The following is a 24,909-nucleotide window of genomic DNA, read 5'->3' as shown; positions in this document are numbered from 1 at the left end:
TTTGCAAGCCAGCAGATGGTTCAGTCGATGCCGACCATCGTCCGATGGCCTTGACCACGGCATAGGCCTGCTTACCCTTCGAGCTTGAGGTCGGCAACGGCTTCGTTGGTGATCGAGGCGGTGACGATGGCGCCGCCGCCAATATCGATCCTGACATGCGAGGTGGTCCCTCCCTTGACGATCTCGGTGATCGTCCCCTTGAGGACGTTGCGGGCGCTGACCTTCCTCGGGCTCTCCTTTGCTTTCATGCATGTTGTTCCCCCAAAACCGAAGTCGCTTTTTTGGCGACATGCATTGGGGTTCCTGCTCGTCTTGCCAGGACAATCGACGCCGCACAGACGTTTTCGCGAGGTGCCGGGCCTTCCCTTGTTATATTCATGCGGATATATCGGGTGGCAGGCTGCGAGCCGCACGGATTTCAAACCAGGGGAGTTTTCGATGACGCGCAAAGGTTTCGGGTTGAGGGCGATCGCCATTGGCGGTTTTGCGGCCACGCTGATGGCCGCGATGCCGGCCGCCCATGCGGAAGACAAGGTCGTGGTGTTCGCGGCGGCCAGCCTCAAGGACGCGCTCGATGCGGTGAACAAGGCCTGCGAGGCTGATGTCGGCGAGGCCGCGACCGTCTCCTATGCCGCGAGCTCGGCACTGGCCAAGCAGATCGAGGGCGGGGCACCGGCCGACGTCTTCATCTCGGCCGATCTCGACTGGATGAAATATCTCTCCGACAAGAAGCTGACCAAGCCGGACACCGAGGTGAAGCTGCTCGGCAACGAGATCGTGCTGGTGGCGCCGAAGGATTCGACCGTTGACGCCAAGATCGAGAAGGGTTTTGACCTCGCCAAGCTGGTCGGCGACGGCAAGCTCGCCATGGGCGATTTCAAGGCGGTGCCGGCCGGCAAGTACGGCAAGGCGGCACTGGAATCGCTGGGCGTCTGGTCCTCGGTCGAAGGCAAGGTGGCGCAGGCCGAGAATGTGCGCGCGGCACTCAAGCTGGTTTCAACGGGTGAGGCCGCTCTCGGCATCGTCTACGCCACCGACGCTCACGCCGAAAAGGGCGTCAAGGTGGTCGGCACATTCCCGGAGGATTCGCATCCGCCGATCATCTACCCGGTTGCCCAGACCGCCGATTCGAAGGACAAGGATACGCCGGCTTTCCTGCAATGCCTGCAGTCCGCCAAGGCCGGCGCGCTCTTCAAGGAACAGGGCTTCACCGTGCTCACGCCGAGCAACTGAGACGGGTCTGACATCGCAATATGAACTGGCTGCTGGACCTCACTCCCGACGAATGGAATGCGGTCCGGCTGTCCGTCAAGGTGGCGACTGTGGCGATGGTCGCCAGCCTGCCGCCCGGCATATTGATCGCGCTGCTGCTTGCCCGAGGGCAATTCTGGGGCAAGACGCTCCTCAACGGCGTTGTTCACCTGCCGTTGATCCTGCCGCCCGTGGTGACCGGTTATCTCCTGCTTTTGACTTTCGGCAAGCGCGGCCCGGCCGGTGCCTTCCTGGCCGAGCATTTCGGCATCGTCTTCTCGTTTCGCTGGACAGGTGCGGCACTTGCCTGCGGCGTCATGGGATTTCCGCTGATGGTGCGGGCGATCCGGCTGTCGATCGAAGCGGTGGACCGCAAGATGGAGGCGGCGGCGGGCACGCTTGGCGCCAATCCCTTGTGGGTGTTTGGCACCATCACGCTGCCACTGATCCTGCCCGGGCTGATCGCCGGTTCCATCCTGGCCTTTGCGAAAGCGATGGGGGAATTCGGCGCAACCATTACCTTCGTCTCCAACATCCCTGGCGAGACGCAGACGCTGCCGTCGGCGATCTACACTTTCACGCAGGTGCCGGGCGGCGATGAGGGCGCATTGCGGCTGACATTTATCTCGATCGTCATCTCGATGGCGGCACTGGTCGCCTCGGAAGTGCTGGCACGGCGCGTCGGGCGGCGGATGGACATCGAATGAGCGTCATCGTCGACATCAGCCACCGGCTGGGCGATTTCGCCATCGAGGCCCGTTTCGAGAGCGCAGGGCGTCTGACAGCGCTGTTCGGGCCGTCCGGCTCGGGCAAGACCACGCTCATCAACATGATTGCCGGGCTGATCCGGCCCGACAAGGGCCGCATCGAGGTCGACGGCCGCGTGCTGGTCGACACCGGCGCCGGCATTTTCGTGCCCAAGCACAAGCGCCGCATCGGCATGGTGTTTCAGGATGCGCGCCTCTTCCCGCACATGAGCGTGGCCAGCAATCTGCGTTACGGCCGCTGGTTCACGCCGGCAAAGGAGCGCTATGCCGACATGGATGACGTCGTCGACCTGCTCGGCATCGGCCCGCTGCTCGGGCGGCGCCCGGCAAAGCTGTCGGGCGGCGAGAAGCAGCGCGTGGCGATCGGTCGGGCGCTGCTGGCCAGCCCCGGATTGCTGCTGATGGACGAGCCGCTGGCCTCGCTCGACGAGGGGCGCAAGGCCGAGATCCTGCCCTATATCGAGCGGCTGCGCGACGAGACGAAAATCCCGATTGTCTACGTCAGCCATTCGGTCGCCGAGGTGGCGCGGCTGGCCAGTGACGTGGTGATGCTGGCGCAAGGCAAGGTCGTCGCCAGTGGCCCGACCGAGGCCGTCATGCAAAGGCTCGACCTGTTGCCGGCGGAAGAGCGCGGCGAGGGTGGCGCCGTGCTGGACACGAAGGTGCTGCGTCACGACGAGGTGTTCGGCATGACCGTGCTCGGCTCGGCCGCCGGCGAGATCCGCGTGCCACGCCTTGCGATGAAGGCAGGGGCTCCCGTGCGTGTCCGCATTCGTGCCCGCGATGTGATGATCGCGACGGAGAAGCCGACAGGCCTCAGCGCGCTCAACATCCTGCCCGGCGCGATCGTCGCGATCAGCCCGGGCGAGGGGCCGACGGTCGAAGTCGGCATCGATTGCAATGGCGCGACCGTGATGGCCCGCATCACCGAACAGTCGCGGCAGGCGCTGAAACTGCGGCTTGGCGGCAAGGTTTTCGCGGTGGTCAAGACAGTGAGCTTCGACCGGGCAAACACAGGGGCCGGCCTGCCTGCCGAGGCGGATGGATGAGTGCGCTATGTCTTTTTGGAATAGCGGTATCGCTGAAGACCTTCTACTATGGGGATCGGGCGTGAGCGAGGAGGAGCAAAAATGCCATCGCTGAGCTTGCGGATAAATCTCGATCCTGACGGGCGGATCGGTCCGGGCAAGATCGAGCTTCTGGAACACATCGCCACCTTCGGCTCGATCTCCGCCGCCGCGCGCGGCATGGAGATGTCCTACAAGCACGCCTGGGACCTGGTCGAGGACATGAACCGGGTGTTCGGCAAGCCGCTGGTTGCGGCGCAGACCGGCGGCCGCAAGGGCGGCGGCGCGCAGCTGACGGCCATCGGCCTGGCCGTGGTCAGCCGGTTCCGCGCCATCGAGCGCGCGGCGACGGCCGTGGCGGCGACGCATATGGATGCACTGCAGGCGGAGATCGACGCGGGGTGAGATCGACTGGAAACTCTGCCCCGACGGGCGACTAGCGCGATCTTCCGCGCCTCCGGTGCTCACGGACTTAATGTCCGCTCCGGTTCTCGAAATTCACGATATTGACCTCGCCAGGGCGAATTTCGAGCCGATCTCAGCGTTAGCGCTGACAAAAAAGATTAGTTCTCTTCCGGTTCACCGGCCTTGCGCAGCAGATAGGTGTCCATGATCCAGCCCTTTTTCCGGCGGGCCTCCTCGCGGACCTTTTCGATTTCGGCACCGACATCCCCCAGGCGGCCGGAGATGATGATCTCGTCCGGTGTGCCAAGATAGGCGCCCCAGTGAATGACGAGATCATGGTCGGCCAGCGTGTTGAAGGCGCATTTGCCGTCCAGCATGACGACTGTGCTGCCGGCATTTTCCGCAAGGCCTTCCTCGGTCAGCCGTCGGCCGGTGGTGACCAGGATGGAATCGCCTATGCGGTTCAGCGCTGTCTTGTGGCTGGCGGCAAGCGCCTGGATTGCGGTGATGCCGGGGATGACCTCCAGTTCGAAGGCGACATTGTCTCTCAGGCGCACCCGCTCGAGGATGCGCAACGCGCTGTCGTAAAGCGAAGGGTCGCCCCAGATCAGGAAGGCGCCGCAGCCATCGTCCGCAATCTCGTCGCGGATCAGGCCTTCGTAGATGGCGGCGATCGCCTCGTGCCAGTCGTCGACGGTCGAGCGGTAGGAGGATGTCGGTTCGGCGCGCACCGGCACGTCGAACTCGACCCGGCGTGATTTCGGGTTGGTGACGAAGCGGTCGCAGATCTCGCGCCGCAGGTCGGCGAGGTCGTTCTTCTTCGCGCCCTTGTCGGGGATGAACAGCACGTCGGCGCGGTTCAGGCCTGATATGGCCTGCACGGTCATGTGGTCGGGATTGCCGGCGCCGATGCCGATGACGAGGAGCTTGCGCATGGGCGAACTCCTGCCCGATCGGAACCTGCGTGTCCAGACCGCCACTGCGTGTCCAGACCGCTACCGCGTGTCCAGACCGCTACCGCGTGTCCAGACCGCTACCGCGTGTCCAGACGCTGTCGTGTACCCATGCGAGCGAAGGGCTTTGAAACGCCGCATTGAAACGGCTAGGGTCATCAGGGCATTCTTGCCGAGGGGGCTTCGATGTTGCGATATGTTATGACTGCGGCGCTGGCGCTTTCAGCCGCGCCTGCCTTGGCCAACGACTCTGTTGCCGAACTCGGCACCGGCGGCCTGATCCTGTCGCGCAGCGACGCGGTCGCGATGCAAAGCGAGGACCTCTTCATCTCGCCCGAAAAGGTGACGGTCGACTACGTTTTCCACAACAACACCGATAGGGATGTCGATGCGATCGTCGCCTTCCCGATGCCGGACATTTCGGGCGATCCCCATGAGATGCCGGCGATTCCTGAAAACCAGAGCGACAATTTCCTCGGCTTCGAGGTGACGATCGACGGTGTCGCGGCAAAGCCGCAACTCGAGCAGAAGGTGTTTGCGCTCGGCATCGACATCAGCGCCGACCTGAAGGCGCAGAATGTGCCGTTCAACCCGTTCGGCGACGCGGCCAAGGCGGCACTGGCGAAGTTGCCGAAGGCGGTGGCCGACGACTGGGTCGACCGCGGCATCATCATCGAGGATCCGGAGGGCGACAGCGACCCAAGCACCAGCCCGTCCTATGCACCCTTCTGGCAATTGCGCTCGACCTATTGGTGGCGCTCGACCTTTCCGGCCAACAAGGACGTCCGTGTCTCTCACCGCTACAAGCCCAGCGTCGGCGCCACGTCATCGGTCAGCTTCTTCAGTGACGGCCAGTTCCAGGGCGCATACGCCGCCTACAAGACCCGCTACTGCATGGATGGCACATTCGAGAACGCGGTGCGCAAGGCGGCGAAGGACAATCCGGACGGTTACCCGAGATATTACGAAAGCCGCATTGCCTATATCCTGACCACGGGCGGCAACTGGGCGGCGGGCACCATCGGCAAGTTCAAGCTGACCATCGACAAGGGCAATCCGAAAGCCCTGGTCTCGTTCTGCGGCGACAACGTAAAAAAGGTCGGGCCGACGACCTTCCAGATGACGGCGGACGATTTCTACCCGGAGCACGACATTGATATCCTGCTGCTCGAACCGTCCAACAGCAATGGCGGGGACGCGAACTGATGCATGTCGCCATCTATGTCGCCATTGCCGAGAACGGCGTGATCGGGCGGGACGGCGGGTTGCCCTGGCGGCTCTCCACCGATCTCAAGCGTTTCAAGGCCGACACGATGGGCAAGCCCATCATCATGGGCCGCAAGACCTATGAAGGCATCGGTCGTCCGCTGCCGGGCAGGCTGAACATCGTCGTCACGCGCGACAAGACCTGGCGCGCCGAGGGCATCGAGGTGGCGCATACGCTGGAAGCCGCGATTCAGCTGGCAACGGTGCGCGGGCGCTGCATGGCTGGCGTGGACGAGGTCTGCGTCATCGGCGGCGGCGAGATCTATGCCCAGGCGCTGCCGCTGGCCGACCGGCTGCACGTCACCCATGTGCTGGCCACCGTCGATGGCGATGCGCATTTTCCGCCGATCGACCCTGAGACATGGCGCATGGTCAGTGCGCAGGAGGTTCCGGCTGGAGAAAAGGACAGCCACGCAACGCGCTATTCGGTCTACGAGCGCCGTCGCCAGATACTTTGACAGACAAAACGTGCATTGAGGGACGACAAAGGGTCGCTACAGGGCCAAAAGGGATGATGTCGGCGGCGCATCGCGTTGAAAGCGCGCCGTGGCGTCCCTATAGAAGAACAACACTGGATTTGCGCCGTAACTCCGGCGCTTGAGGGAATTCCAAGCGAAAGGACATTCATGCCCTGGAACGACAAGAGTGGCGGAGGCGGCGGCCCGTGGGGCGGCGGCGGTAACAATCAGGGACCCTGGGGGCAGGGACCAAAGGGGCCAAGCGGCCCGCAGGGCTCGCCTCCCGACCTCGAAGACATCATCCGCCGCGGCCAGGACCGGCTGCGGCGCGCGCTGCCCGGCGGTGGCGGTGCCAGTCCGGCCGTTTTCGGACTGATCGCCGCGGTGCTGGTCGTGCTGTGGGCTTTCCAGGCGGTCTACACAGTGCAGCCCGACGAGGTTGCGGTCGAACTGCGTTTCGGCAAGCCGAAGGCCGAACTTTCCCAGCCGGGCCTGCATTTCCATTGGTGGCCGCTTGAGACCGTCGAGACGGCCAAGATTTCCGAGCAGCTCGTCGACATTGGCGGCGGCAACACCAGCGGCAACGGCCTGATGCTGTCGGGCGACCAGAACATCGTCAACGTGCAGTTTTCGGTGGCCTACCAGGTCTCCGATCCCCGCGCCTATCTGTTCGACGTCTCCGATCCGGACGGTATGCTGCGGCAGGTCGCCGAAAGCGCCATGCGCGAAGCCGTCGGCCGCAGGCCGGCGCAGGATATCTTCCGTGACGACCGCCAGGGCATAGCGGCCTCGGTGCGCGAGATCATCCAGACCACGCTCGACGGCTACAAGGCCGGCCTGCAGGTCAACGCCATCTCGATCGAGGACGCGGCGCCGCCACGCGAAGTGGCCGACGCCTTCGACGAAGTGCAGCGCGCCGAGCAGGACGAGGACAAGTTCGTCGAGCAGGCCAACCAGTATTCCAACCAGAAGCTCGGCCAGGCACGCGGCGAGGCCGCACAGGTCCGCGAAGACGCGGCCGCCTACAAGAACCGGGTGGTGCAGGAAGCCGAGGGTGAGGCGCAGCGCTTCATCTCGGTCTACGACGAATACGCCAAGGCGCCCGATGTCACGCGCAAGCGCCTCTATCTGGAAACCATGGAGAAGGTTCTGAAGGACTCAAGCAAGGTCATCGTCGAACAGGGCAACGGGCAAGGGGTCGTCCCCTACCTGCCGCTCCCGGCATTGCAGCAGAAAGCGCCGGCTCCGGCCGCGCTTGGCGCGAACACGGGAGGTAACCAGTGATGGGCAACCGTCTCCCCGTTTTCGTCGTCATCGCGGCGGTCATCCTGTTCCTCATCTATTCCTCGGTTTTCGTGGTCAATGCGCGCCAGCAGGCGCTGGTGCTTCGCTTCGGCGAGATCGTTGACGTCAAGACCGAGCCCGGCATCTACTTCAAGGCGCCGTTCTCGTTCTTCGACGCCGACACGGTGCAGCTGATCGAGAACCGGGTGCTGCGCTTCGACCTCGACAACATCCGCGTCCAGGTTTCGGGCGGCAAGTTCTATGAGGTCGACGCCTTCATCGCCTACCGCATTTCGGATCCGCGCGTGTTCCGTGCCGCGGTGTCCGGCCAGATCGAACTGGCCGAGGCGCGGCTCAGGACCCGTCTCGACGCTGCCTTGCGCCGCGTCTACGGTCTGCGCGATTTCGAGGCTGCTCTTTCGGAAGAGCGTGCGGTGATGATGCGCGAAGTGCGTGATCAGCTCCGGCCCGACGCCACCTCGCTCGGCCTGCAGATCGAGGATGTCCGCATTCGCCGCACCGACCTCACCGCCGAGGTCTCGCAACAGACCTTCGACCGCATGAAGGCCGAACGTCTGGCCGAGGCCGAAAGGCTGAGGGCACGCGGCAACGAAGCGGCGCAGCGCATCCGCGCCCGCGCCGACCGCGAAGTCGTGGAGATCATCGCCGAGGCGCAGAAGGAATCGGAAATCCTGCGCGGCGAGGGCGAGGCCCAGCGTAGCGCCACCTTCGCGCAAGCCTATCAGCGCGATCCGGCCTTCTTCGATTTCTACCGGTCGATGAACGCCTATGGCACGGCGCTGGACAACACCGGGACGACCATGGTGCTGTCGCCGAATTCGGAGTTCTTCCGCTACTTCCGCGATCCCGACGGCAAGGAAGGGCCGGCGAAACAGACGCCGCCGGCACCGGCAGCACCGGCGACGGCACCCGCCGCGCCGACGACACAACCCGGCACCGGCCAGCAATAGCCGGTGCAGGACTTCTTCGCGGCGATAGGCCTGGTCCTCGTCATAGAGGGCCTGGTCTATGGCGGCTTTCCCGGTTTCGCGAGGAAGCTCGCGGGCGAGGTGCTGTCGATGCCGGAGAACGCATTGCGGATCGCAGGGCTGGTCGCCATCGCCATCGGGGTCGGCATCGTCTGGCTGGTGCGGGGCGGGTGAGAACCATCGGTTTTCGTCTTCGGCAAAACGGGGGATTTATCCTCTGCCGCTGGTGGTAGCCGCAAACGTGCCGTATTTTTTGCCAACATGGCGCAACGCGGTGTTTTTGCCGTTGCGCTTTCTCTTTCAGAAATACCGGGAGGCTTCTCGATGACGTCAACACTCCTTTTGCGCGCAGCACGGCGGACATTCATAGCCGGCTCGGCAGCGCTTCTTGTCGGCACTGTCGCCGTCCCGTCCTTCGTGACGCCGACCTTCGCCGCCGACGGACCTGCTTCGGTGGCCGACCTGGCGGAAGGCCTGCTCGGCGCGGTGGTCAACATCTCGACCTCGCAGACGGTGAAGGGCACGGAAGGGCCAGGCGCCGTGCCGATGCCGCAGCTTCCAGAAGGCTCGCCCTTCCAGGATTTCTTCGACGATTTCTTCAAGAACCGCGGCGGCGACAAGGATAATGGCGCGCAGAAGGTGCAGTCGCTGGGATCTGGTTTCGTCATCGACGCCGAGCAAGGCATCGTCGTCACCAACAACCACGTGATTGCGGACGCCGACGACATCGAGGTCAATTTCTCCGATGGCGTGACGCTCAAGGCAACGCTGGTCGGCACCGACACCAAGACCGACGTCGCGGTGCTCAAGGTCGATCCGAAAGGCCACAAGCTCACCGCGGTGAAGTTCGGCGATTCCACCAAGATGCGCGTCGGCGATTGGGTGATGGCGATCGGTAATCCGTTCGGTCTTGGCGGCACGGTCACGGTCGGCATCGTCTCGGCGCGCAACCGCGACATCAATTCCGGCCCCTATGACGATTTCATCCAGACCGATGCGGCAATCAACCGTGGCAATTCCGGCGGACCGCTGTTCAACAGCGCCGGCGAGGTCATCGGCATCAACACGGCGATCATTTCGCCCTCCGGCGGCTCGATCGGCATCGGCTTCTCCATCCCCTCGCAGCTCGCCTCGGGCGTCGTCGACCAGTTGCGCCAGTTTGGCGAGACGCGGCGCGGCTGGCTCGGCGTGCGCATCCAGCCAGTCACGGACGACATCGCCGAGAGCCTCGGCATGGCGACCGCCAAGGGGGCGCTGGTCGCCGGCGTCATCAAGGGCGGACCTGTCGACAACGGCACCATCCAGGCCGGCGACGTCATCATCAAGTTCGACGGCAAGGACATCCATGAAATGCGCGACCTGCCGCGCGTGGTTGCCGAAAGCCCTGTCGGCAAGGCAGTCGACGTGCTGATCGTGCGCAAGGGCGTCGAGCAGACGGTGAAGGTGACGCTCGGCCGGCTCGAGGATGGCGAGAAGCTCGCCAGCGGCGAGAATGGCAACACCGACCAGGACAAGGGCGACAAGGCTCCGGCCGTTTCGACCGCCTCGGTGCTCGGCATGACCGTGGGCGAGCTCAATGAGGAGACGCGCAAGAAATTCAGCATCGCCGCCGATGTCTCCGGCGTCGTCATCACGGACGTGGCAAAGGACTCGGCCGCCGCGGAGCGGGGCATCCAGCCGGGCGAGGTGATCACCGAGATCGCGCAGGAATCGGTCGCCACGCCCAAGGATGTGATGGACCGGATCGGCGCGCTGAAGGAGCAGGGTCGCAAGAACGCGCTTCTGATGCTGGCGTCGAAGACCGGTGAGTTGCGCTTCGTGACGATCCGGATGGATTGAGTTTTCAATCTACCTCTTCGTTTTGAAGCAATTCCGGACGGAAAACCGCTTCACACTTTTCCTGGAATTGCCTAGCCAGCCGCCTTTTTTCTTGTCCGCCAACCGGCGCGAGAGAGCCGATAGAGCACATGCCGCTTGAGCGCGGGATGGCTGTCGGGAATGCCGGGATGATCGAAGTCAGCCGATGGATCGGCCGTCATGCCGAGGCGTTTCATGACGGCGGTCGAGCGGTGGTTTTCCGCGACGGCGAAGGAGACGATTTCGTCGACGTCAAGCGTCTCGAAACCGTAGGCAAGCCATGCCTCGGCGGCCTCGGTGACATAGCCCTTGCCCCAGAATTCCGGAGCCAACCGCCAGCCGATCTCGATCGTGCCGGCCGGCAGGACATCCATGTCCTCGGTTCCTGATAGTCCGACAAAGCCGATGCACTCGCCCGTGGCGGCAATCTCGGCCGCGGCGAAGCCATAGCCATCCTCATCGATCCATGCGCGGACCTCGTCCATCTTGGCGTCGGCGGCGGCGCGGTCGCGACGGAACGGGAAGAATTCCATGACGCGCTCGTCGGAATTGATGCGATGGAAGAGCTCGCGGTCGCGCTCTTCCCAGTTGCGCAGGATCAGCCGCTCGGTACGCATTGGTTTCATTGCGCAAATTCTTCCTGGCGATAGCCCTGCAAATAGAGCAGTGCGGTCAGGTCGCCATGGTCGATGCGCACCTTCGCCTGCGCCGCCACCGTGGGCTTGGCATGGAGCGCCACGCCGGTGCCGGCGAGGCGGATCATGTCGAGATCGTTGGCGCCGTCGCCGACGGCGATGGCGTCGGCGGGTGTCAGTCCAAGGCGCGCCGAAATTTCGAGCAGTGCATCGGCCTTGGCGGCGCGACCGAGGATCGGTTCGCCGACCAGGCCGGTGAAGTGTCCATCCTGTTCGAGCAGGCGGTTGGCGCGGTTTTCATGAAAGCCTAGCATCGTCGCGATGCGTGTGGTGAAGACCTCGAAGCCGCCCGAGACCAGCGCAGCCCAGGCGCCGTTGGCGCGCATGGTCTGGACCAGTTCGCGGCCGCCCGAAGCCAATGTCAGCCGGTTGGCGACGATGCGGTCGACGACGGCGGCATCGAGCCCCTTCAACAGCGCGACGCGTTCGCGCAGGGCCGGTTCGAAGGCGATCTCGCCGTTCATCGACCGCGCGGTAATAGTGGCAACGCGATCCTTGACGCCGATCTCGTCGGCCAGTTCGTCGATGCATTCCTGGTCGATCATGGTCGAATCCATGTCGGCGATGAGGATTTTCTTGCGACGCGTTTCCGCCAGCTGGACGATCACGTCGACCGGTTCACCGGCCAATGCGGCGCGCAGGGCATCGGTGATCCCTGCGGTGTCAGCCCCTTGCGGCAAGGCAAGATCGCAGGCAATGCCTTCGGCCAGCCAGACGACGGTGCTTGCGCCCACCGTCCGCGAGGCCATATTCGCAAGCGACTGCGACAGAGCGCGGTCAGCGGGACGGGAAACAAGCGTGGCAATGAGCGGCATCGAGAATTCCGGCGCGGATGCGGGCGAAGGCCGCGTGAAGAATGCGATCCTGATAGCCGGGCCGACCGCCAGCGGCAAGTCGGCGCTGGCGCTCGACCTGGCCGAACGCACAGGCGGCGTCATCGTCAACACCGATTCCATGCAAGGCTATTCGGTTCTCGACGTGCTGACCGCCAGGCCACAACCGGCCGACCTCGCACGGGTGCCGCATTTTCTGTACGGCCATGTCCGTCCCGATACGGCCTATTCGACCGGCGCGTGGCTGCGCGACGTGATGAAACTTGTCGACGACGGAACGTTGTCGCGGCGGCCGGTCTTCGTCGGTGGCACGGGCCTCTATTTTCGCGCGCTGGCCGAGGGCATTTCGGAAATGCCCGATATTCCGCCGCGCATCCGCGACCGCTGGCGCTACGAGCTGAAAGAGCAAGGCGCGGTCAAGCTGCACGGGCTGCTGCTGCGCGAGGATTCGAGAGCCGCCATGCAGCTCAAGCCAACCGACAGCCAGCGCATCGTGCGTGCGCTCGAAGTGCTCGACGCCTCCGGCCGGTCGATCCTGGAGTGGCAGGCAGAGCGCGGCCGGCCGCTCATCGACAGGCAGACGGCGCGTTTCCTGGTCATCGAGCCGGATCGGGCCGCGCTGGTCGATCGTATCGAAAGGCGCTTCGACCAGATGCTGGACAAGGGCGCGCTGGAGGAGGTCAGGCAACTTGCGGCCCTTCGCCTCGATCCGGACCTGCCGGCGATGAAGGCGATCGGCGTTCGCGAACTGCAAGCCGCGATGGCCGGACTATCAAGCTTTCCCGAGGCGATCGAGCGCTCCAAGATCGCGACCCGGCAATATGCCAAGCGGCAAGCGACCTGGTTTCGGCACCAGCTGGGGCCGGAATGGCAAAGATTGCGCTGGGATGACGATCTCGAAACCACGATCCAAACACTTGTTGCTAATGCAACTTAAAAAGTTGACCTTGAGGGAAAGGTTCCCGTCGAGGTTGTCGGAGTTAACGCTCCGTAAGGCGGTCCGTGCCATAAGGTCGACGGGCACTTTTCCATTGGGGAGCAGATGCGTTTCCATAAGGCGGAATCCGCTTTTTTCGTCTTTATTTTCGTGATCCTGGCCGCTGGTCTGGTGACGCTGCACGCCTATGGACTCATGCAATCCTTCGCCACCGAACTCCATACCCAGTCGGGCCTGGACAAGGTCATCTACCTCAACAAGCTGTTGTTCGCGACCGGCGTTCTGCTCGCCACCGCGCTGTTTTTCGGTATCTTCTTCATCTACCCGCTGATCCGCAAACAGGCGACGGAAGAAGGCAAGCTGCGCGCCATGACGGTTTCGCTCAGCGCCCGTTCCGAAACGCTCGAGCACGCCGCCCTGACAGATGGCCTGACCGGCATGCAGAACAGGCGCTATTTCGACGATGCGCTGAAGGAATATCTCGAGGAGTTCCGGCGTATCGAAAAGCCTGTCGGGCTGATGATCCTCGATCTCGACCATTTCAAGCAGGTCAACGACACGCACGGCCACGACGTCGGCGACGAGGTGCTGAAGGCCGTCGCCAGTTGCCTGAAGGACATGACACGCTTCCATGATGTGGTGGCTCGCCTGGGCGGTGAGGAGTTTGCCGTGGTCACGCCCAACATGGAGGCGGAACTGCTCGGCAAATTCGCCGAGCGCATCCGCAAGGCCATCGCCAACATGTCGATCCTTTCGGGCAATGTCAGGCTCAAGATCACCACCAGCGTCGGGCTCGCCGTCTGGGACCGCAAGGAAACCGCCGAAGAGTTCTACCGTCGCGCCGACCGCCAGCTCTACGAGGCGAAGAGGCAAGGCCGCAACCGCGTCTGCGCCTGAAATCCCATCATTGAATGCGCGAGGCCGGCCGTCTGCCGCCATTTTCTGCGCTTCCGGTGCTCACGGACTCAATGTCCGCTCCGCTCCGGTTCTCGAAAACAGCACCAGCCGACTCGGCCTGACGAATTCCCTGACGGGATTTACCAAGCTTTCGAGCGAAGAAGAGCCATGGAAGCCTGGCGCGGCTTCTCAGAACTGCCGGCAAATGGGCGTGACGCCCTGGGCTCAGTCGTTCTGGGGGCGCAGGCCGAAGGTGGCGGGCTTCAGGCCGTAGCGCATGTCGAAATCGTCGTCCGACGGCACGCGGGCGGTCGCCGGCTTGCGGTAGTCGGGGTCGCCGGCCTGGCGGCCGGAATCGACCACCTCGGCGAAGGCCATCGCCTGCGGCGTCGGTTTGGGCACGTTGCGCAGCCGCTCTACGATCGCCACCAGATCGACATCGTCGCCGGTCTTCGGCGCCTCGGCTTCTTCGCGTTTGGCCGTGCCGGGCAGCAGGTGGGCGGGCAGCTTTTCAAACTTCAACCGCATGGTCGTCGCCACGCCTTCGCCGAAGGCAATGGCCTCGCGCTGGCCCATGGACGACAGGAAGGCAAGCGTGGATGCGGAAGAGTCGGCGATGGCCGAGCGGATGATCGCCTGGTCCTGCTCATTGGCGAGCCGCATCGCGAAGAAGGTCGAGCATTGCGACAGGATGGTCGGGTCAAGCTCGCCCGGACGCTGGGTGACGACGCCGAGATAGCAGCCATATTTGCGGCCTTCCTTGGCGATGCGTGACAGCGCGTGCCGGGTCGGCGCGAAGCCGAGACGCGGATCGGCCGGCATGTAGCGATGCGCTTCCTCGCACAGAAACAGGAGTTGCAGCTTGCCCTCGCTCCACAGAGCGAGATCGAAGGCCAGGCGCGCCAGCACCGAGCAGACGGAATTGACCACTTCGGATGGCATGCCGGCCATCTCGAAGCAGGTCACCGGGCGGCCGTGATGCGGCACGCGGAAGATGTTGCCGATCGTCTCGTGGATGGTGTCCTCGATCAGGCGCGAGCTGAACATGAAGCGGTAGCGCGGATCGGCCGCAGCCGATTCGATGCGCGTCTTCAGCGCTTTCAGCGTCGGACGATCGGTCTTGCCTTCGAGCATGCCCATGCGCTCGTCGATCTGCTTGAGCAGGTCGGCGATGCGGTAAGGTACCGGCGTATCGGCAGTCAGCGCATCGTTGCCGCGCCTGAGATAGGCGCCCGAATTCGGGTTGCGGTAGAGGTTCTTGGCGAGTGGAATAAGGTCGCGCAGAGCGTCGATCTCCTCCGGGACCGTCTCACGGCCGCGGAACAGCACTTCGGCGAATTCCTCGAGCTTGAACATCCAGAACGGCAGGTCGAGAAGTTCTTGGAATCGACCTTGACGCAATATTCGGGCAATGAGCTGGCGAATTCATTGTGCGGGTCGAGGATCAGGATGCGCAGATCGGGCCGCGCCGCGATCGATTTGCGCAGCAGCAGCGAGACAGCGGTGGACTTGCCGACGCCCGTGGTGCCGACAATGGCGAAATGGCGCGCCAGCGTGTCGTCGATCGCGATGTTGGCGGCGATCCCTTCGTCCTGGGACAGCGAGCCGATGGTGATGGAATGGCGGCCGGCCAGATCGTAGACCGCATGGAGATCACGGCTGCGGATCCGGTGGGCGACGGCGCCGATATGCGGATAGCTGGTGATGCCGCGGTCGAAGATCGGCTTGGCGCCTGGCTCGGCGGCGTCGCGCACTTCGCCGATCAGTTCGATGCTGACCTCGATGGCGTTCTGGCCCTCACTGCTCCAGGCACGGTCCGACTTGCCGATGGCATAGACCAGGCCGACCGTTCGCGTCGTGCCCAGGTTGATCGAGATCATCTTGCCGACCGTCCAAAGGCCGGTGACCGCACCGTCGACATCGTCGGCATAGGCGCTGATGGTGGCGCGCGCGCCGTCGCATTGCACGACATTGCCCAGGATGCGCCGGTCGTTCTGCTCTGCGTTGCGGCGCTCCTGCGACGTCGGTTCTCCGACGGAAGCTTCGCGTTCGACATACATGGACAGGCCAATCCCCGTTTCCCTGGAGATCGGATCCTATCGGAGCGGGGTTAAGGTCGGATGAGGCTGGATGGTGTAGAGAGGATTAAGCGCTTGTTGAAAATTGTCACAAGAGGGCACTTTTCGATGGTCGGAATTTCGCTATAATGGACGAATGGATGATATAGCGAACGATATTTCCTCGACCATCGGCAGACGGATTCACACCGAAAGGACCATGCGGGACTGGTCGCTGGCCGAACTCGCCGAGCGGTCCGGTGTTTCCAAGGCGATGCTGAGCACGATCGAACGCGGCATGACCAGCCCGACGGCGGCCCTGCTGGTGCGCATTGCGGCGGCCTTCGGCATGACCCTGTCGACGCTCATCGCTCGGGCGGAACTACAAGGCGGCGGACTGTTGCGCGAAGCCGACCAGCCAGTGTGGCGCGATCCTGATACAGGCTATGTCAGGCGGCATTTGTCGCCGGCCTGCGACATGCCGCTCGAACTGATCAAGGTGCATCTGCCGGCGGGCGCCAGGGTCAGCCTGCCGGCGGCCTCCTACGCCTTCATCAAGCAGCAGATCTGGCTGATTTCCGGACAGCTCGAATTCACCGAGGGCGATGTGGTGCACAGGCTGGAGCCCGGCGACTGCCTGGCGCTCGGGGCGCCGTCGGACTGCATCTTCCATGCCCTGGAGGCGGGCGCCGACTATCTTGTCGCGCTGGTCAAGGGCTGACGCCATGGCGAGACGGCCAAAGCGCTCCCACAATGGGGGCCGCCTCTTGACGACTACAAGGGGCCGCCATGGGGCAAGGGTGATCCCTTTATCTTCCTGGCCTGGCAGGCCGCGCATGCCAAGGCATGGAAGGCGCCAAGCCACGAAATCATGCTGATGCGCATGGACAAGGCCGAGCGGCTGGGCCTGACCTATGAGGAATACACGCTCGAGATCCTCGAGCGCGGACGGCATCTCAGGGAAGAAGACGCCGAGCGCATCAGCGCCATCAAGGCGGCGCGCAAGCGGCGGCGCGTGCGCCATCTCGACTGATGCCGGCGCGCTATCGACCCCATTCATCGTTTCCAGAGGACTGGCCATGGATTTCATCGAGATCGGAGCCCTGAGCGCCAGTGCGGAAACACTGGCAAAGCTGGCTGACCTGCTGGTCGAGACAGTTGCCGCCGGCGGCTCGGTCAGCTTCATGCATCCGCTGGCGCCGGAAGCGGCAAGCGCATTCTGGGCGAGGTCGCTGGCCGCGGCGGCAAAGGGCGAAAGGGTGGTGCTTGGCGCCTGGGACGGCAAGGTGTTGGCCGGTACCGTCACCTTGCTGCTCGACTGCCCACCCAACCAGCCGCACCGGGCCGAAATCGCCAAGCTGATGACATCAGTCGAATACCGGGGCAAGGGTATCGGAACGCGGCTGATGGGCGCGGCGGAGCGTCTCGCCGTCGAGAAGGGGCGCACGCTACTGGTTCTGGATACGGCAACGGAAGAGGGCGCCTCGGGCCTCTACGAAAAACTCGGTTTCACCCTGGCCGGGGAAATTCCGGACTATGCGCTGAAGCCGCATGGCGGGCTGACCGGCACGCTGATCTACTGGAAGCGCATCGGCGCCCGATCGTGATAGCTCACGCCGGTCGGGTAGAGGTTTCCCTGGACAGGTGCCTCAGCAGCCACTGGCGGAAATCCTGCTCGGCACTGGTCAGGCGCGCGGTCGACGCCTTGGTGAGGAAATGGCCTGACGTGCTGGAGAGCTCGAAACCGGAAAGCGGCACCAGGCTCCTGGTCGTCAGTGCCATGTCGACAAGCGGCCGCGACCCCAGAAGCACGCCGGCTCCGGAACTCGCCGCTTCCATGGCGGCGACAAAGCTGTCGAAGCGATGCGACCGTTGGGGGTGGCCGGCCAGTCCGGCCGCCGCGAACCATTCCGACCACATTTCGCGCGCGCCGGCGACCAGAAGCAGCGGCAGGGATGTCCAGTCGGCGGCACCGGCGAGCGCCGGGCTTGCCACCGGCAAAAGGCGCTCGGCGGTCAGCCTGTCGGCCTCGCGTCCGGGAAAGGATCCGTTGCCGAAACGGATGTCGAGCGCGGAGCCCGGCAAATCGTAGTCGGTCGGCCGATGGATCGTCACCAGATCGAGCTGGATACGTGGCAGCGCCTCGGCGAGATCGGGCAGCGCCGGGACCAGTATCAGCAGGGCGAAGGAGATCGGCACCCGGATCGAGACGGTCTGGACGGCGCGCGGCTCGAACAGTTCCGTCGTGCTGCTGGAGATGGTGGCGAATGCCGACTGGATGTGGGGCAGGTAGGCCGCGCCCTCGGGCGACAGGGCGACACCACGCGCCAGCCTTGAAAACAGGCGCGTCTTCAATCGTTCCTCGAGCAGCCGGATATGCTGGCTGACGGCGGCTTGGGTCAGGCCGAGTTCGGCCGCTGCCGCCGTGAAATTTGACAGCCGTGCCGCGGCCTCGAAACTGCGCAGCCAGTCGAGCGGGGGCACAGAGGGAATGGGTTTTCGAGGCATTAGAAATTTATGGTCTTTGGCCAAAAAATGATAATTTGAATTATGCCTTTGCTGTGGCCAACATGCAATCGAAACCTCACGGATCGGGCCGTGGGGCGCAACGGACAGGAACGGCATTCCCATGCTCACCCACGCGCTGGTTGGCGACGAAGGCAAGACAATCGAACTTGGCTGGCAAGGTGGCAGGCGCGCGCGCTTTCACGCCATGTGGCTGCGTGACAATGCGCTCGACGACAAGACGCGTAGCGCCGGCAACGGCCAGCGCCTGATCACCATTCTCGACATTCCGGCCGAGACGAGGATTGGCGAGGCCACCATCAAGGCCGGTGCGCTGGAAGTCAGCTTCGTGCCGGAAGGAAAAACGGTCAGCTTTCCCGCGCAATGGCTGAGCGCAAACGCCTATGACCGCGACGAGCCTGGCGAGCCCGGCTGGACGGGCGACATCATCCAGCGCTGGACCAAGGCGACGATGCAGAATTCGGTGCCGCGCGCCCGATACGCGGCGGCCTTTCACAGCCGCAGCGTGCTGCGCGAATGGCTTTCGGCGGTGAGGACCTATGGCTTTGCGGTGATGGACGGCCTGCCGGCCGAATCCGGCGCGCTGTGCAAGGTCTCCGATCTGTTTGGCTATATCAGGGAGACCAATTACGGCCGCTGGTTCGAAGTGCGGGCGGAGGTCAACCCGAACAATCTCGCCTATACCAATCTCGGGCTTCAGGCACACACCGATAATCCCTACCGCGACCCGGTGCCGACGCTGCAGATCCTCTCGTGCATCGAGAATACGGTGGAGGGTGGCGAGTTCGAGCGTGGTCGACGGTTTTGCCGTCGCGGCCGCGCTGCAGGCTGAAAACCCCGAGGGCTTCCGGCTGTTGAGTTCCTGTCCGGCACGCTTCGAATATGCCGGCTCCTCGGGTGTACGGCTGCAGGCGAAGCGGCCGATGATCGAACTCGGGCCGGATGGCGAACTCATCTGCATCCGCTTCAACAACCGCTCGCTGGCGCCGGTCGTCGACGTGCCGTTCGCCGACATGGATGCCTATTATGGCGCCTATCGACGGTTCGCCCAGCTGATCGAGGATCCCTCTTTCGAAGTGACGTTCAAGCTGGAAGCGGGGCAGGCCTTCATCGTCGACAACACGCGCGTCATGCATGCCCGAAAGGCGTTTTCCGGCACCGGAAAGCGCTGGCTGCAAGGCTGCTACGCCGACAAGGACGGCCTGTTGTCGACGCTTGCCGCGATCGAGCACAGCTTCAAGGAGGCCGCGGAATGAGCGGCCGGGATCTGAACGCCGACAACATCGTCGAGTTCATAGCCGACATCTTTGAGCGCCGGGGCGCCGAATCCTATCTTGGCGAACCGGTGACGATGTCCGAGCACATGCTGCAGGGGGCATGGCTGGCGGAACAGGACGGCGCGCCCGACGCGCTGGTGGCAGCCGCGCTGCTGCACGACATCGGCCATTACACCAGCGAGTTCGGCACCTATTCGCCCGACGATGTCGAGGACAAGCATCATGACGAGGCCGGAGGCGAGGTGCTGGCGCCGTTCTTCCCGCCTGTCATCGTCGAGTGCGTGAGGCTGCACGTCGCGGCCAAGCGCTATCTCTGCGCCACGGACCCGACCTATTTCTCCAAGCTGTCGCCGGCTTCGGTGCATACCCTGTCGCTGCAGGGCGGACCGATGAGCGCCGACGAGGTGGCCGATTTCCGCAAGAACCCGTTCCATGAGGAAGCGGTGCGGGTCCGCATCTGGGACGAGGGCGGCAAGATCGCGAACATGAAGACGCGGGCGTTTCGCGATTATGTGCCGTTGCTGCAGCGCGTCGTGCGCGATTTCGCCCATCGCGCCTGACCGCGGTCCATCACCGGGAGGGTCAGCCCATGTGCTTCTGCTTCGATGGCGCAAACGCGCTGGCTGCATTCCGGCCGGAGACCTGTCGCGAGCGTTCGCCCGACGCGTCTATTTTCGACCCATTGCCGATCGCGCCCAGCGGCGGGCCTGATCAGTTCTCCGCAGCCGCCTCGTTCGAGGTCGCTGAAGCCGGACACGCTGGTCGTCTTGCCGTTGCCCCCTTTTCCGGATATTAGCCGCGCCCAACCTGCGGCGTCCATTTCGTCTTGCCGTAGACATCGACCACACGTTTCATGGAGGCGAAGATGAGATCTTGTTCACGCGTTTCGCGCCTTCGTGGCGGTCGAAAGGGCTGACTCGCGCCCCAGCGAATTCTACGTCCCTGATGATCTGAGAACCGCCCGTCCGCAACGTGTACTGCGGTCCGTTTCTCGTGCGCCCGAGCCGCACCGATGCTGGTCATGTCATTGTGACGGTGGGGGCTTCCCGGCCGACGATGGCGGCTGCCGGAAACCTCGAGATGCACCTTTGCAACACTCCGTCAGGCCCTTGTAAATATTGAGATAATTTCCCTTGCTCGGTTGCCTCTTGGGGCATAGAGAGCCCGCCCAGTCCAACCCGTCGTCCCCAGAGGAGACCTGTCAAATGTCACGCCAACCCAGATCGACACATTCCGTGCCGGCGCTGGACTTGCGTGCGGCTGACAGGGTTCCAATCGGGAAGAACGGCCATGGCCAGGTCCATGATCCAGCGCAGGCAGGACGCCGAGCGCGAACGCATTGAAATATACACCGCAACGCTGCGGCGGGTTTCTCCCACGCCGCGTCCCGCTCCGGATTTCGAGCGGGCGCTCGACGAGGTACGCCGGGGCTATGCCGGCATGGCGATCCGCGACGGCGCGTTGTGGCGTCCGAAGCTGAAGACGCGCGATCCCGCGCGGCTGCGGCTCGCTGCGGCCCGTCATCTTTATGCCCGCTATCCGGTCTCGGCCGCGCTCGAGGCCATCTGGCGGGATGGTTCGGGGCTGGATGCCGGCGAGATTGCGCTCCGCAAGGCCTGGTATGTCGCGGTTGCGCGCGGTGACTCGCTCTACAAGGCAGGTGCCAATGCCTTGATGTCGCGCAAGGAGGTGCATTGCTTCCTGAACCTGTCGGACGACTTGACCTTCGACGAGGCGTTCTGGATGGCGATCATCCGGTCCTACACGGATGATTTCGGATTGGCGGCCCGCCTTGCGCGCACGAAGATATCGCGCACGCCGCGTGCCGATCTGGCCTTCTGGCGCGAGGTGGCACGGTTCTTCTGCGCGCATCCGACGTCCAAGGAAGAGACCGACGATCTCTGCGACTACATCGGCGCCATGTACCGGCATGACCGAGCCTACAGCCTGAAGGGGCGCACGCTCGCCTCGCTGCGCAAGCAGATGTCGGAGTGGCACCGCGACATTGCCGCCGTCGAGCGCATCGAGGCCATGCGCCGCCGTGTCGCCGGCCTGGGCTCGGCGGTAAAGGGCGCTTGGGATGGCTCGCGGCTTGAGGACTGGGAGTGGCAGCCTTCGGCCAAGGAGGCGAAGGCGCATGGCGAGCGCTTCTTCGTCCGCCAGTTGAGGACCGCCGAGGACCTGGTCGGCGAATCCAGGGCGATGCATCATTGCGTCTCGACCTACGCGGCCAAATGCATCGCCGGCAATGCCTCGATCTGGGTGCTGCGGCGCACGGCACTTGGCAAGATCGAGCGGCTGCTGACGATCGAGCTCGATCCGCAGAACCGCGCGGTGCAGGTGCGTGGTTTCTCCAATCGCGTCGCCTTGCCCGACGAGCGCAAGATCATCGAGCGCTGGGCCAAGGCAAGGGGCGTGATGCTCCGCGACTGAAACGAAGTACCCGCGCGGCGGACATGCCGCGCGGGGCCGGCCTTGCTGATCGCAGGAGAGGAGGGGAACTCCTGGGGATTGGCAGCTAGGTGTTTAGTCCCGGCATTTGCTGGAGCGGATTTAGCGTGAAGCGTTCCGGCTGTGCAGCCCAGGCCTTGCAGATGAACTCGTATGGGGTGAGGCCCTTAAGGGTCTTCAGTCTGCGAGCGAAGTTGTAGGCTGCGACGAAGTCGGCGAGGTGCTGCCGGAGCTGATCGTGGCTCTCGTAGTAGAAGCGCTTGACGGTTGCGTCCTTGATGGTCCGGTTCATCCTCTCGACCTGGCCGTTGGTCCATGGGTGCCTGGCCTTGGTGGTGCGGTGGTCGATGTCGTTCCTGGCGCAGGTGTATTCGAAGGCGTGCGCCCGGAACAGTTCGCCGTTGGTGATGGCCTCTTTAATCAGCGGGACGGCCGAGCCACCGGCGCCAGGCGTCGTGAATTGGATGCCGTTGTCGGTGAGCACGGTGTGGATCTTGTAAGGGACGGCCGCGATCAGCCGGAGCAGGAACTCTTTGGAGACGGCGGTGGTGGCCTTCTCGTGCAGTTCGACGAAGGCGAACTTCGATGTGCGATCGATGGCGACGAACATGTGCAGCTTGCCCTGCTCGGTCCGCACCTCGGCGACGTCGATGTGGAAGTAGCCGATCGGATAGCTCTTGAACTTCTTTCTCGCGGGCTTGTCACCCTCGACATCCGGCAGCCGACCGATGCCGTGGCGCTGCAGGCAGCGATGCAATGAAGACCGGGTCAAATGCGAGATCGTTGGCTGCAGCGCATAGAGACAGTCGTCCAGTGGCAGCAGCGTGTAGCGACGGAAGGCAACGATGATCGCCTCTTCCTCGACGGAGAGCACCGTCGAGCGCGGCTCCTTCGGGCCGGTCGGCAGATCGGCCACCGAAGTCCGCGTCTTCCACTTCGCGACCGTCTTCTGGTTAATCCCGTAGCGTTTGGCCAGCGTCCTCAGGCTCTCTTGACTATGTTGTATCGCTCGACGGATCGCCTCTGTCGTCGTGGCGCTCCCATGAAGAACCTGGCCCATAGCGCATCCTTTGATTCGGACGACAAGAATGCCCCATCAAAGCCTGGGATCAAACAGCTAGGCCTTGTGGTGAACCTGTTGCAGCCCATAGACCGGCGTCGGCAAACCGACCTGCCGGGCTTTCAGCTGCAGCGACAGATACTGCGAATAATGGCGCGACTGGTGGAGGTTGCCGCCATGGAACCACAGTGCTTCCTGCTGGGTCGGCTTCCACATGTTGCGCTGCTCGCCTTCCCACGGGCCGGGATCCTTGGCGGTGTCGGAGCCAAGGCCCCAGACCTTGCCGACCTTGTCGGCCACCTCCTGCGAGATGAGGTCCGCGGCCCAGCCGTTCATCGAGCCGTAGCCGGTAGCATAGATGACGAGATCGGCCGGCAATTCGGTGCCGTCGGCGAATTTGACGCCGGTTTGCGTCAATTCCTGCACCGCGGCACCTGGCCCGCTCTTGAGCTTGATCGAGCCGTCGATGACGAGATCGCAAGCGCCGACATCGATATAGTAGCCCGAACCGCGGCGCAGGTATTTCATGAACAGGCCCGAGCCGTCATCGCCCCAGTCGAGCAGGAAGCCGGCCTTTTCCAGGTCTGCGTAGAACTTCGCGTCGCGTTCCTTCATCTGTTGGTAAAGCGGGATCTGGAACTCGTGCATGATGCGGTAGGGCAGCGAGGCGAAGATCAGGTCGGCCTTGCGCGTCGTCATGCCGTTCTCGACCGCCTGCTCGGAATAGAGCCCGCCGAGCCCGATATCCATCAGCGTATCGGACCTGACGATATGGGTGGAGGAGCGCTGCACCATGGTGACGTCGGCGCCTCCCTCCCACAGTGCCGCGCATATGTCGTGGGCGGAGTTGTTGGAGCCGATGACCACGACTTTCTTGCCACGGTACTTGTCTGGGCCCGGATGGGTCGAGGAATGCTGCTGTTCGCCCTTGAAGATGTCCTGGCCCTTGTACTTTGGCCAGTTCGCCTTGCCGGACATGCCTGTCGCGAGCACCAACTGCTTGGGCTTGAGCACGATCTCTTCGCCATCGCGCTCGACGACGATGGTCCATTCCTTGGCTTTCTCGTCGTACTTGGCGGATTTGGCTGATGTGGAGGACCAGTAGTTCAGCTCCATCACCTTCGTGTACATCTCCAGCCAGTCGCCGATCTTGTCCTTCGGCGCGAAGACCGGCCAGTTCTTTGGGAAGTCGATATAGGGCAGATGGTCGTACCAGACGGGATCATGCAGGCAGAGCGACTTGTAGCGCTTGCGCCAGGAATTGCCCGGGCGTTCATTCTTTTCGATGATGATGGCCGACACGCCGAGCTGACGCAGGCGTGCACCCAGCGCAATGCCGCCCTGGCCGCCGCCGATGATCACGACATAGGGCTGTCTGCTGTGGCCGAGTTCGGCGACCTCGTCGTCACGCTCCTCGCGCCAGGATTTCCTGTCCTTGCCGTGACCATGCTTGGCACCGAGCGGTCGGGTGAAGCCGGACTTCTCCTCGTGTCCCTTCAGTTCAGCCATGGTGGTGAGCAAGGTCCAGATGAGGTCGCCCTTGAAGCGAACCAGGCCGAAGCCGCGCGCCGCCCTGGTCTCGAAGGTGATCCAGGCAGTGGTGACGCCGTCCGCCTCGCTCGCTTCCTCGCCTTCGGCGACCTTCCAGTCGCTCGGTCCGGTTTCAGCCAAGGTTGCCGTCAGCATGTCGCGGATCTGGTCCTGGCCCTCCATCGTCTTCAGGTTCCAGGTAAAGGTGACGAGGTCGCGCCAGTAGCAATCCGCCTGGAAACAGTTGACGGCCGCGTCGATGTCGCCTTCCGCGAGCGCCTTGCCGAACTTGTCGAGCAGCGCCTGCGCCTTCGTAGTGGGAGTTCTCTCAAGCATGGTTTCTCCTCCG

At 63.7% G+C, this 24,909-nt stretch carries 24 protein-coding genes and 3 pseudogenes; 19 read left to right on the top strand and 8 right to left on the bottom strand.

What is annotated here, in order from left to right; genetic code table 11:
* Positions 1 to 20: 20 nt before the first annotated feature.
* Positions 21 to 248 (bottom strand): annotated as a pseudogene (locus tag AC1VON_RS25195) (TOBE domain-containing protein).
* 190 nt (positions 249 to 438) lie between these two features.
* Here AC1VON_RS25195 and modA point away from each other — a divergent pair.
* From modA to AC1VON_RS25175, 4 genes are all read left to right on the top strand, one after another.
* Positions 439 to 1,233, top strand: a complete 795-nt coding sequence (gene modA, locus AC1VON_RS25190; protein WP_483125235.1) for a molybdate ABC transporter substrate-binding protein — start codon at positions 439 to 441, stop codon at positions 1,231 to 1,233.
* Between the two features lie 20 nt (positions 1,234 to 1,253).
* Complete coding sequence (gene modB / locus AC1VON_RS25185) at positions 1,254 to 1,958, top strand: molybdate ABC transporter permease subunit (RefSeq protein WP_172349866.1); 705 nt, start codon at positions 1,254 to 1,256, stop codon at positions 1,956 to 1,958.
* Positions 1,955 to 3,067, top strand: a complete 1,113-nt coding sequence (modC, locus tag AC1VON_RS25180; RefSeq protein ID WP_172349868.1) for a molybdenum ABC transporter ATP-binding protein — start codon at positions 1,955 to 1,957, stop codon at positions 3,065 to 3,067. Before modB ends, modC begins: the two co-directional genes overlap by 4 nt.
* An 81-nt stretch (positions 3,068 to 3,148) precedes the next feature.
* On the top strand, positions 3,149 to 3,490 hold the full coding sequence (locus AC1VON_RS25175) for a winged helix-turn-helix domain-containing protein (RefSeq protein ID WP_172349870.1): 342 nt from the start codon (positions 3,149 to 3,151) through the stop codon (positions 3,488 to 3,490).
* 158 nt (positions 3,491 to 3,648) lie between these two features.
* Here the strand turns inward: AC1VON_RS25175 and cobF are convergent, their stop codons facing one another.
* Positions 3,649 to 4,425: a precorrin-6A synthase (deacetylating) gene (cobF, locus tag AC1VON_RS25170; protein WP_172349872.1), complete on the bottom strand. Its 777-nt coding sequence runs from the start codon at positions 4,423 to 4,425 to the stop codon at positions 3,649 to 3,651.
* Positions 4,426 to 4,629: 204 nt separating this feature from the next.
* On the opposite strand from cobF, the gene AC1VON_RS25165 reads away from it, so the two are divergent.
* From AC1VON_RS25165 to AC1VON_RS25140, 6 genes are all read left to right on the top strand, one after another.
* Complete coding sequence (locus AC1VON_RS25165) at positions 4,630 to 5,649, top strand: DUF4424 domain-containing protein (RefSeq protein WP_483125234.1); 1,020 nt, start codon at positions 4,630 to 4,632, stop codon at positions 5,647 to 5,649.
* Entirely contained in the window at positions 5,649 to 6,167 is a 519-nt protein-coding gene (locus AC1VON_RS25160; RefSeq protein WP_483125233.1) for a dihydrofolate reductase, read from the top strand. The genes AC1VON_RS25165 and AC1VON_RS25160 overlap by 1 nt, the downstream gene beginning before the upstream one ends.
* Positions 6,168 to 6,335: 168 nt before the next feature.
* Positions 6,336 to 7,451 (top strand): FtsH protease activity modulator HflK, encoded by a 1,116-nt coding sequence (gene hflK / locus AC1VON_RS25155; protein ID WP_056573080.1) that lies wholly within the window; start codon positions 6,336 to 6,338, stop codon positions 7,449 to 7,451.
* Entirely contained in the window at positions 7,451 to 8,422 is a 972-nt protein-coding gene (hflC, locus tag AC1VON_RS25150) for a protease modulator HflC (RefSeq protein WP_483125232.1), read from the top strand. Before hflK ends, hflC begins: the two co-directional genes overlap by 1 nt.
* A gap of 3 nt (positions 8,423 to 8,425) precedes the next feature.
* Positions 8,426 to 8,614 (top strand): DUF2065 domain-containing protein, encoded by a 189-nt coding sequence (locus tag AC1VON_RS25145; RefSeq protein ID WP_056573074.1) that lies wholly within the window; start codon positions 8,426 to 8,428, stop codon positions 8,612 to 8,614.
* 150 nt (positions 8,615 to 8,764) lie between these two features.
* Positions 8,765 to 10,279, top strand: coding sequence for a DegQ family serine endoprotease (locus tag AC1VON_RS25140; protein ID WP_483125231.1), 1,515 nt, complete (start codon positions 8,765 to 8,767; stop codon positions 10,277 to 10,279).
* Between the two features lie 71 nt (positions 10,280 to 10,350).
* On the opposite strand, the gene AC1VON_RS25135 is transcribed toward AC1VON_RS25140, so the two are convergent.
* On the bottom strand, positions 10,351 to 10,923 hold the full coding sequence (locus AC1VON_RS25135) for a GNAT family N-acetyltransferase (protein ID WP_483125230.1): 573 nt from the start codon (positions 10,921 to 10,923) through the stop codon (positions 10,351 to 10,353).
* Positions 10,920 to 11,807, bottom strand: coding sequence for a phosphoserine phosphatase SerB (gene serB, locus AC1VON_RS25130; protein WP_172349883.1), 888 nt, complete (start codon positions 11,805 to 11,807; stop codon positions 10,920 to 10,922). Before serB ends, AC1VON_RS25135 begins: the two co-directional genes overlap by 4 nt.
* On the opposite strand from serB, the gene miaA reads away from it, so the two are divergent.
* Complete coding sequence (gene miaA / locus AC1VON_RS25125) at positions 11,797 to 12,762, top strand: tRNA (adenosine(37)-N6)-dimethylallyltransferase MiaA (RefSeq protein ID WP_172349885.1); 966 nt, start codon at positions 11,797 to 11,799, stop codon at positions 12,760 to 12,762. The two genes, serB and miaA, sit on opposite strands and share 11 nt — an antisense overlap.
* Before the next feature lie 105 nt (positions 12,763 to 12,867).
* The gene (locus AC1VON_RS25120; RefSeq protein ID WP_056573060.1) at positions 12,868 to 13,659 is read left to right on the top strand and encodes a GGDEF domain-containing protein; all 792 of its coding nucleotides are present in this window, start codon (positions 12,868 to 12,870) and stop codon (positions 13,657 to 13,659) included.
* 225 nt (positions 13,660 to 13,884) lie between these two features.
* Here AC1VON_RS25120 and AC1VON_RS25115 read toward each other — a convergent pair.
* A pseudogene (locus AC1VON_RS25115) lies at positions 13,885 to 15,719 on the bottom strand (ATP-binding protein).
* A 154-nt stretch (positions 15,720 to 15,873) separates the two neighbouring features.
* Here AC1VON_RS25115 and AC1VON_RS25110 point away from each other — a divergent pair.
* From AC1VON_RS25110 to AC1VON_RS25100, 3 genes and pseudogenes are all read left to right on the top strand, one after another.
* Positions 15,874 to 16,437, top strand: a complete 564-nt coding sequence (locus AC1VON_RS25110; RefSeq protein ID WP_172349889.1) for an XRE family transcriptional regulator — start codon at positions 15,874 to 15,876, stop codon at positions 16,435 to 16,437.
* Positions 16,438 to 16,441: 4 nt separating this feature from the next.
* Positions 16,442 to 16,749: pseudogene (locus tag AC1VON_RS25105) on the top strand (hypothetical protein).
* 46 nt (positions 16,750 to 16,795) lie between these two features.
* The gene (locus AC1VON_RS25100) at positions 16,796 to 17,323 is read left to right on the top strand and encodes a GNAT family N-acetyltransferase (protein ID WP_172349893.1); all 528 of its coding nucleotides are present in this window, start codon (positions 16,796 to 16,798) and stop codon (positions 17,321 to 17,323) included.
* Between the two features lie 4 nt (positions 17,324 to 17,327).
* Here AC1VON_RS25100 and AC1VON_RS25095 read toward each other — a convergent pair whose 3' ends face one another.
* Positions 17,328 to 18,224, bottom strand: coding sequence for a LysR family transcriptional regulator (locus AC1VON_RS25095; protein ID WP_172349894.1), 897 nt, complete (start codon positions 18,222 to 18,224; stop codon positions 17,328 to 17,330).
* A gap of 121 nt (positions 18,225 to 18,345) precedes the next feature.
* Between AC1VON_RS25095 and AC1VON_RS25090 the strand changes: the two genes are divergently transcribed.
* The 4 genes from AC1VON_RS25090 to AC1VON_RS25075 all read left to right on the top strand — a co-directional run bounded on the left by AC1VON_RS25090 (position 18,346) and on the right by AC1VON_RS25075 (position 21,952).
* Positions 18,346 to 19,074, top strand: coding sequence for a TauD/TfdA family dioxygenase (locus tag AC1VON_RS25090; protein ID WP_483125229.1), 729 nt, complete (start codon positions 18,346 to 18,348; stop codon positions 19,072 to 19,074).
* Entirely contained in the window at positions 19,034 to 19,498 is a 465-nt protein-coding gene (locus tag AC1VON_RS25085) for a TauD/TfdA family dioxygenase (protein ID WP_483125228.1), read from the top strand. The genes AC1VON_RS25090 and AC1VON_RS25085 overlap by 41 nt, the downstream gene beginning before the upstream one ends.
* A complete protein-coding gene (tmpB, locus tag AC1VON_RS25080) occupies positions 19,495 to 20,079 on the top strand; it encodes a (R)-1-hydroxy-2-trimethylaminoethylphosphonate oxygenase (RefSeq protein WP_483125227.1) in 585 nt (194 codons plus the stop codon). Before AC1VON_RS25085 ends, tmpB begins: the two co-directional genes overlap by 4 nt.
* Positions 20,080 to 20,809: 730 nt before the next feature.
* Positions 20,810 to 21,952 carry a PcfJ domain-containing protein gene (locus tag AC1VON_RS25075; protein ID WP_483125226.1) on the top strand — a complete coding sequence of 381 codons (1,143 nt, stop codon included), beginning with the start codon at positions 20,810 to 20,812 and terminating at the stop codon, positions 21,950 to 21,952.
* Positions 21,953 to 22,037: 85 nt separating this feature from the next.
* On the opposite strand, the gene AC1VON_RS25070 is transcribed toward AC1VON_RS25075, so the two are convergent.
* On the bottom strand, positions 22,038 to 23,030 hold the full coding sequence (locus AC1VON_RS25070) for an IS481 family transposase (RefSeq protein WP_483125225.1): 993 nt from the start codon (positions 23,028 to 23,030) through the stop codon (positions 22,038 to 22,040).
* A gap of 57 nt (positions 23,031 to 23,087) precedes the next feature.
* The gene (locus AC1VON_RS25065; RefSeq protein WP_483125224.1) at positions 23,088 to 24,896 is read right to left on the bottom strand and encodes an NAD(P)/FAD-dependent oxidoreductase; all 1,809 of its coding nucleotides are present in this window, start codon (positions 24,894 to 24,896) and stop codon (positions 23,088 to 23,090) included.
* Positions 24,897 to 24,909: the final 13 nt, after the last annotated feature.

It is taken from the genome of Mesorhizobium sp. HAY1-8B, assembly GCF_056868045.1.
Note: the sequence above shows the minus strand (reverse complement) of the source record. Positions and strands in the feature narration are given on the sequence as shown.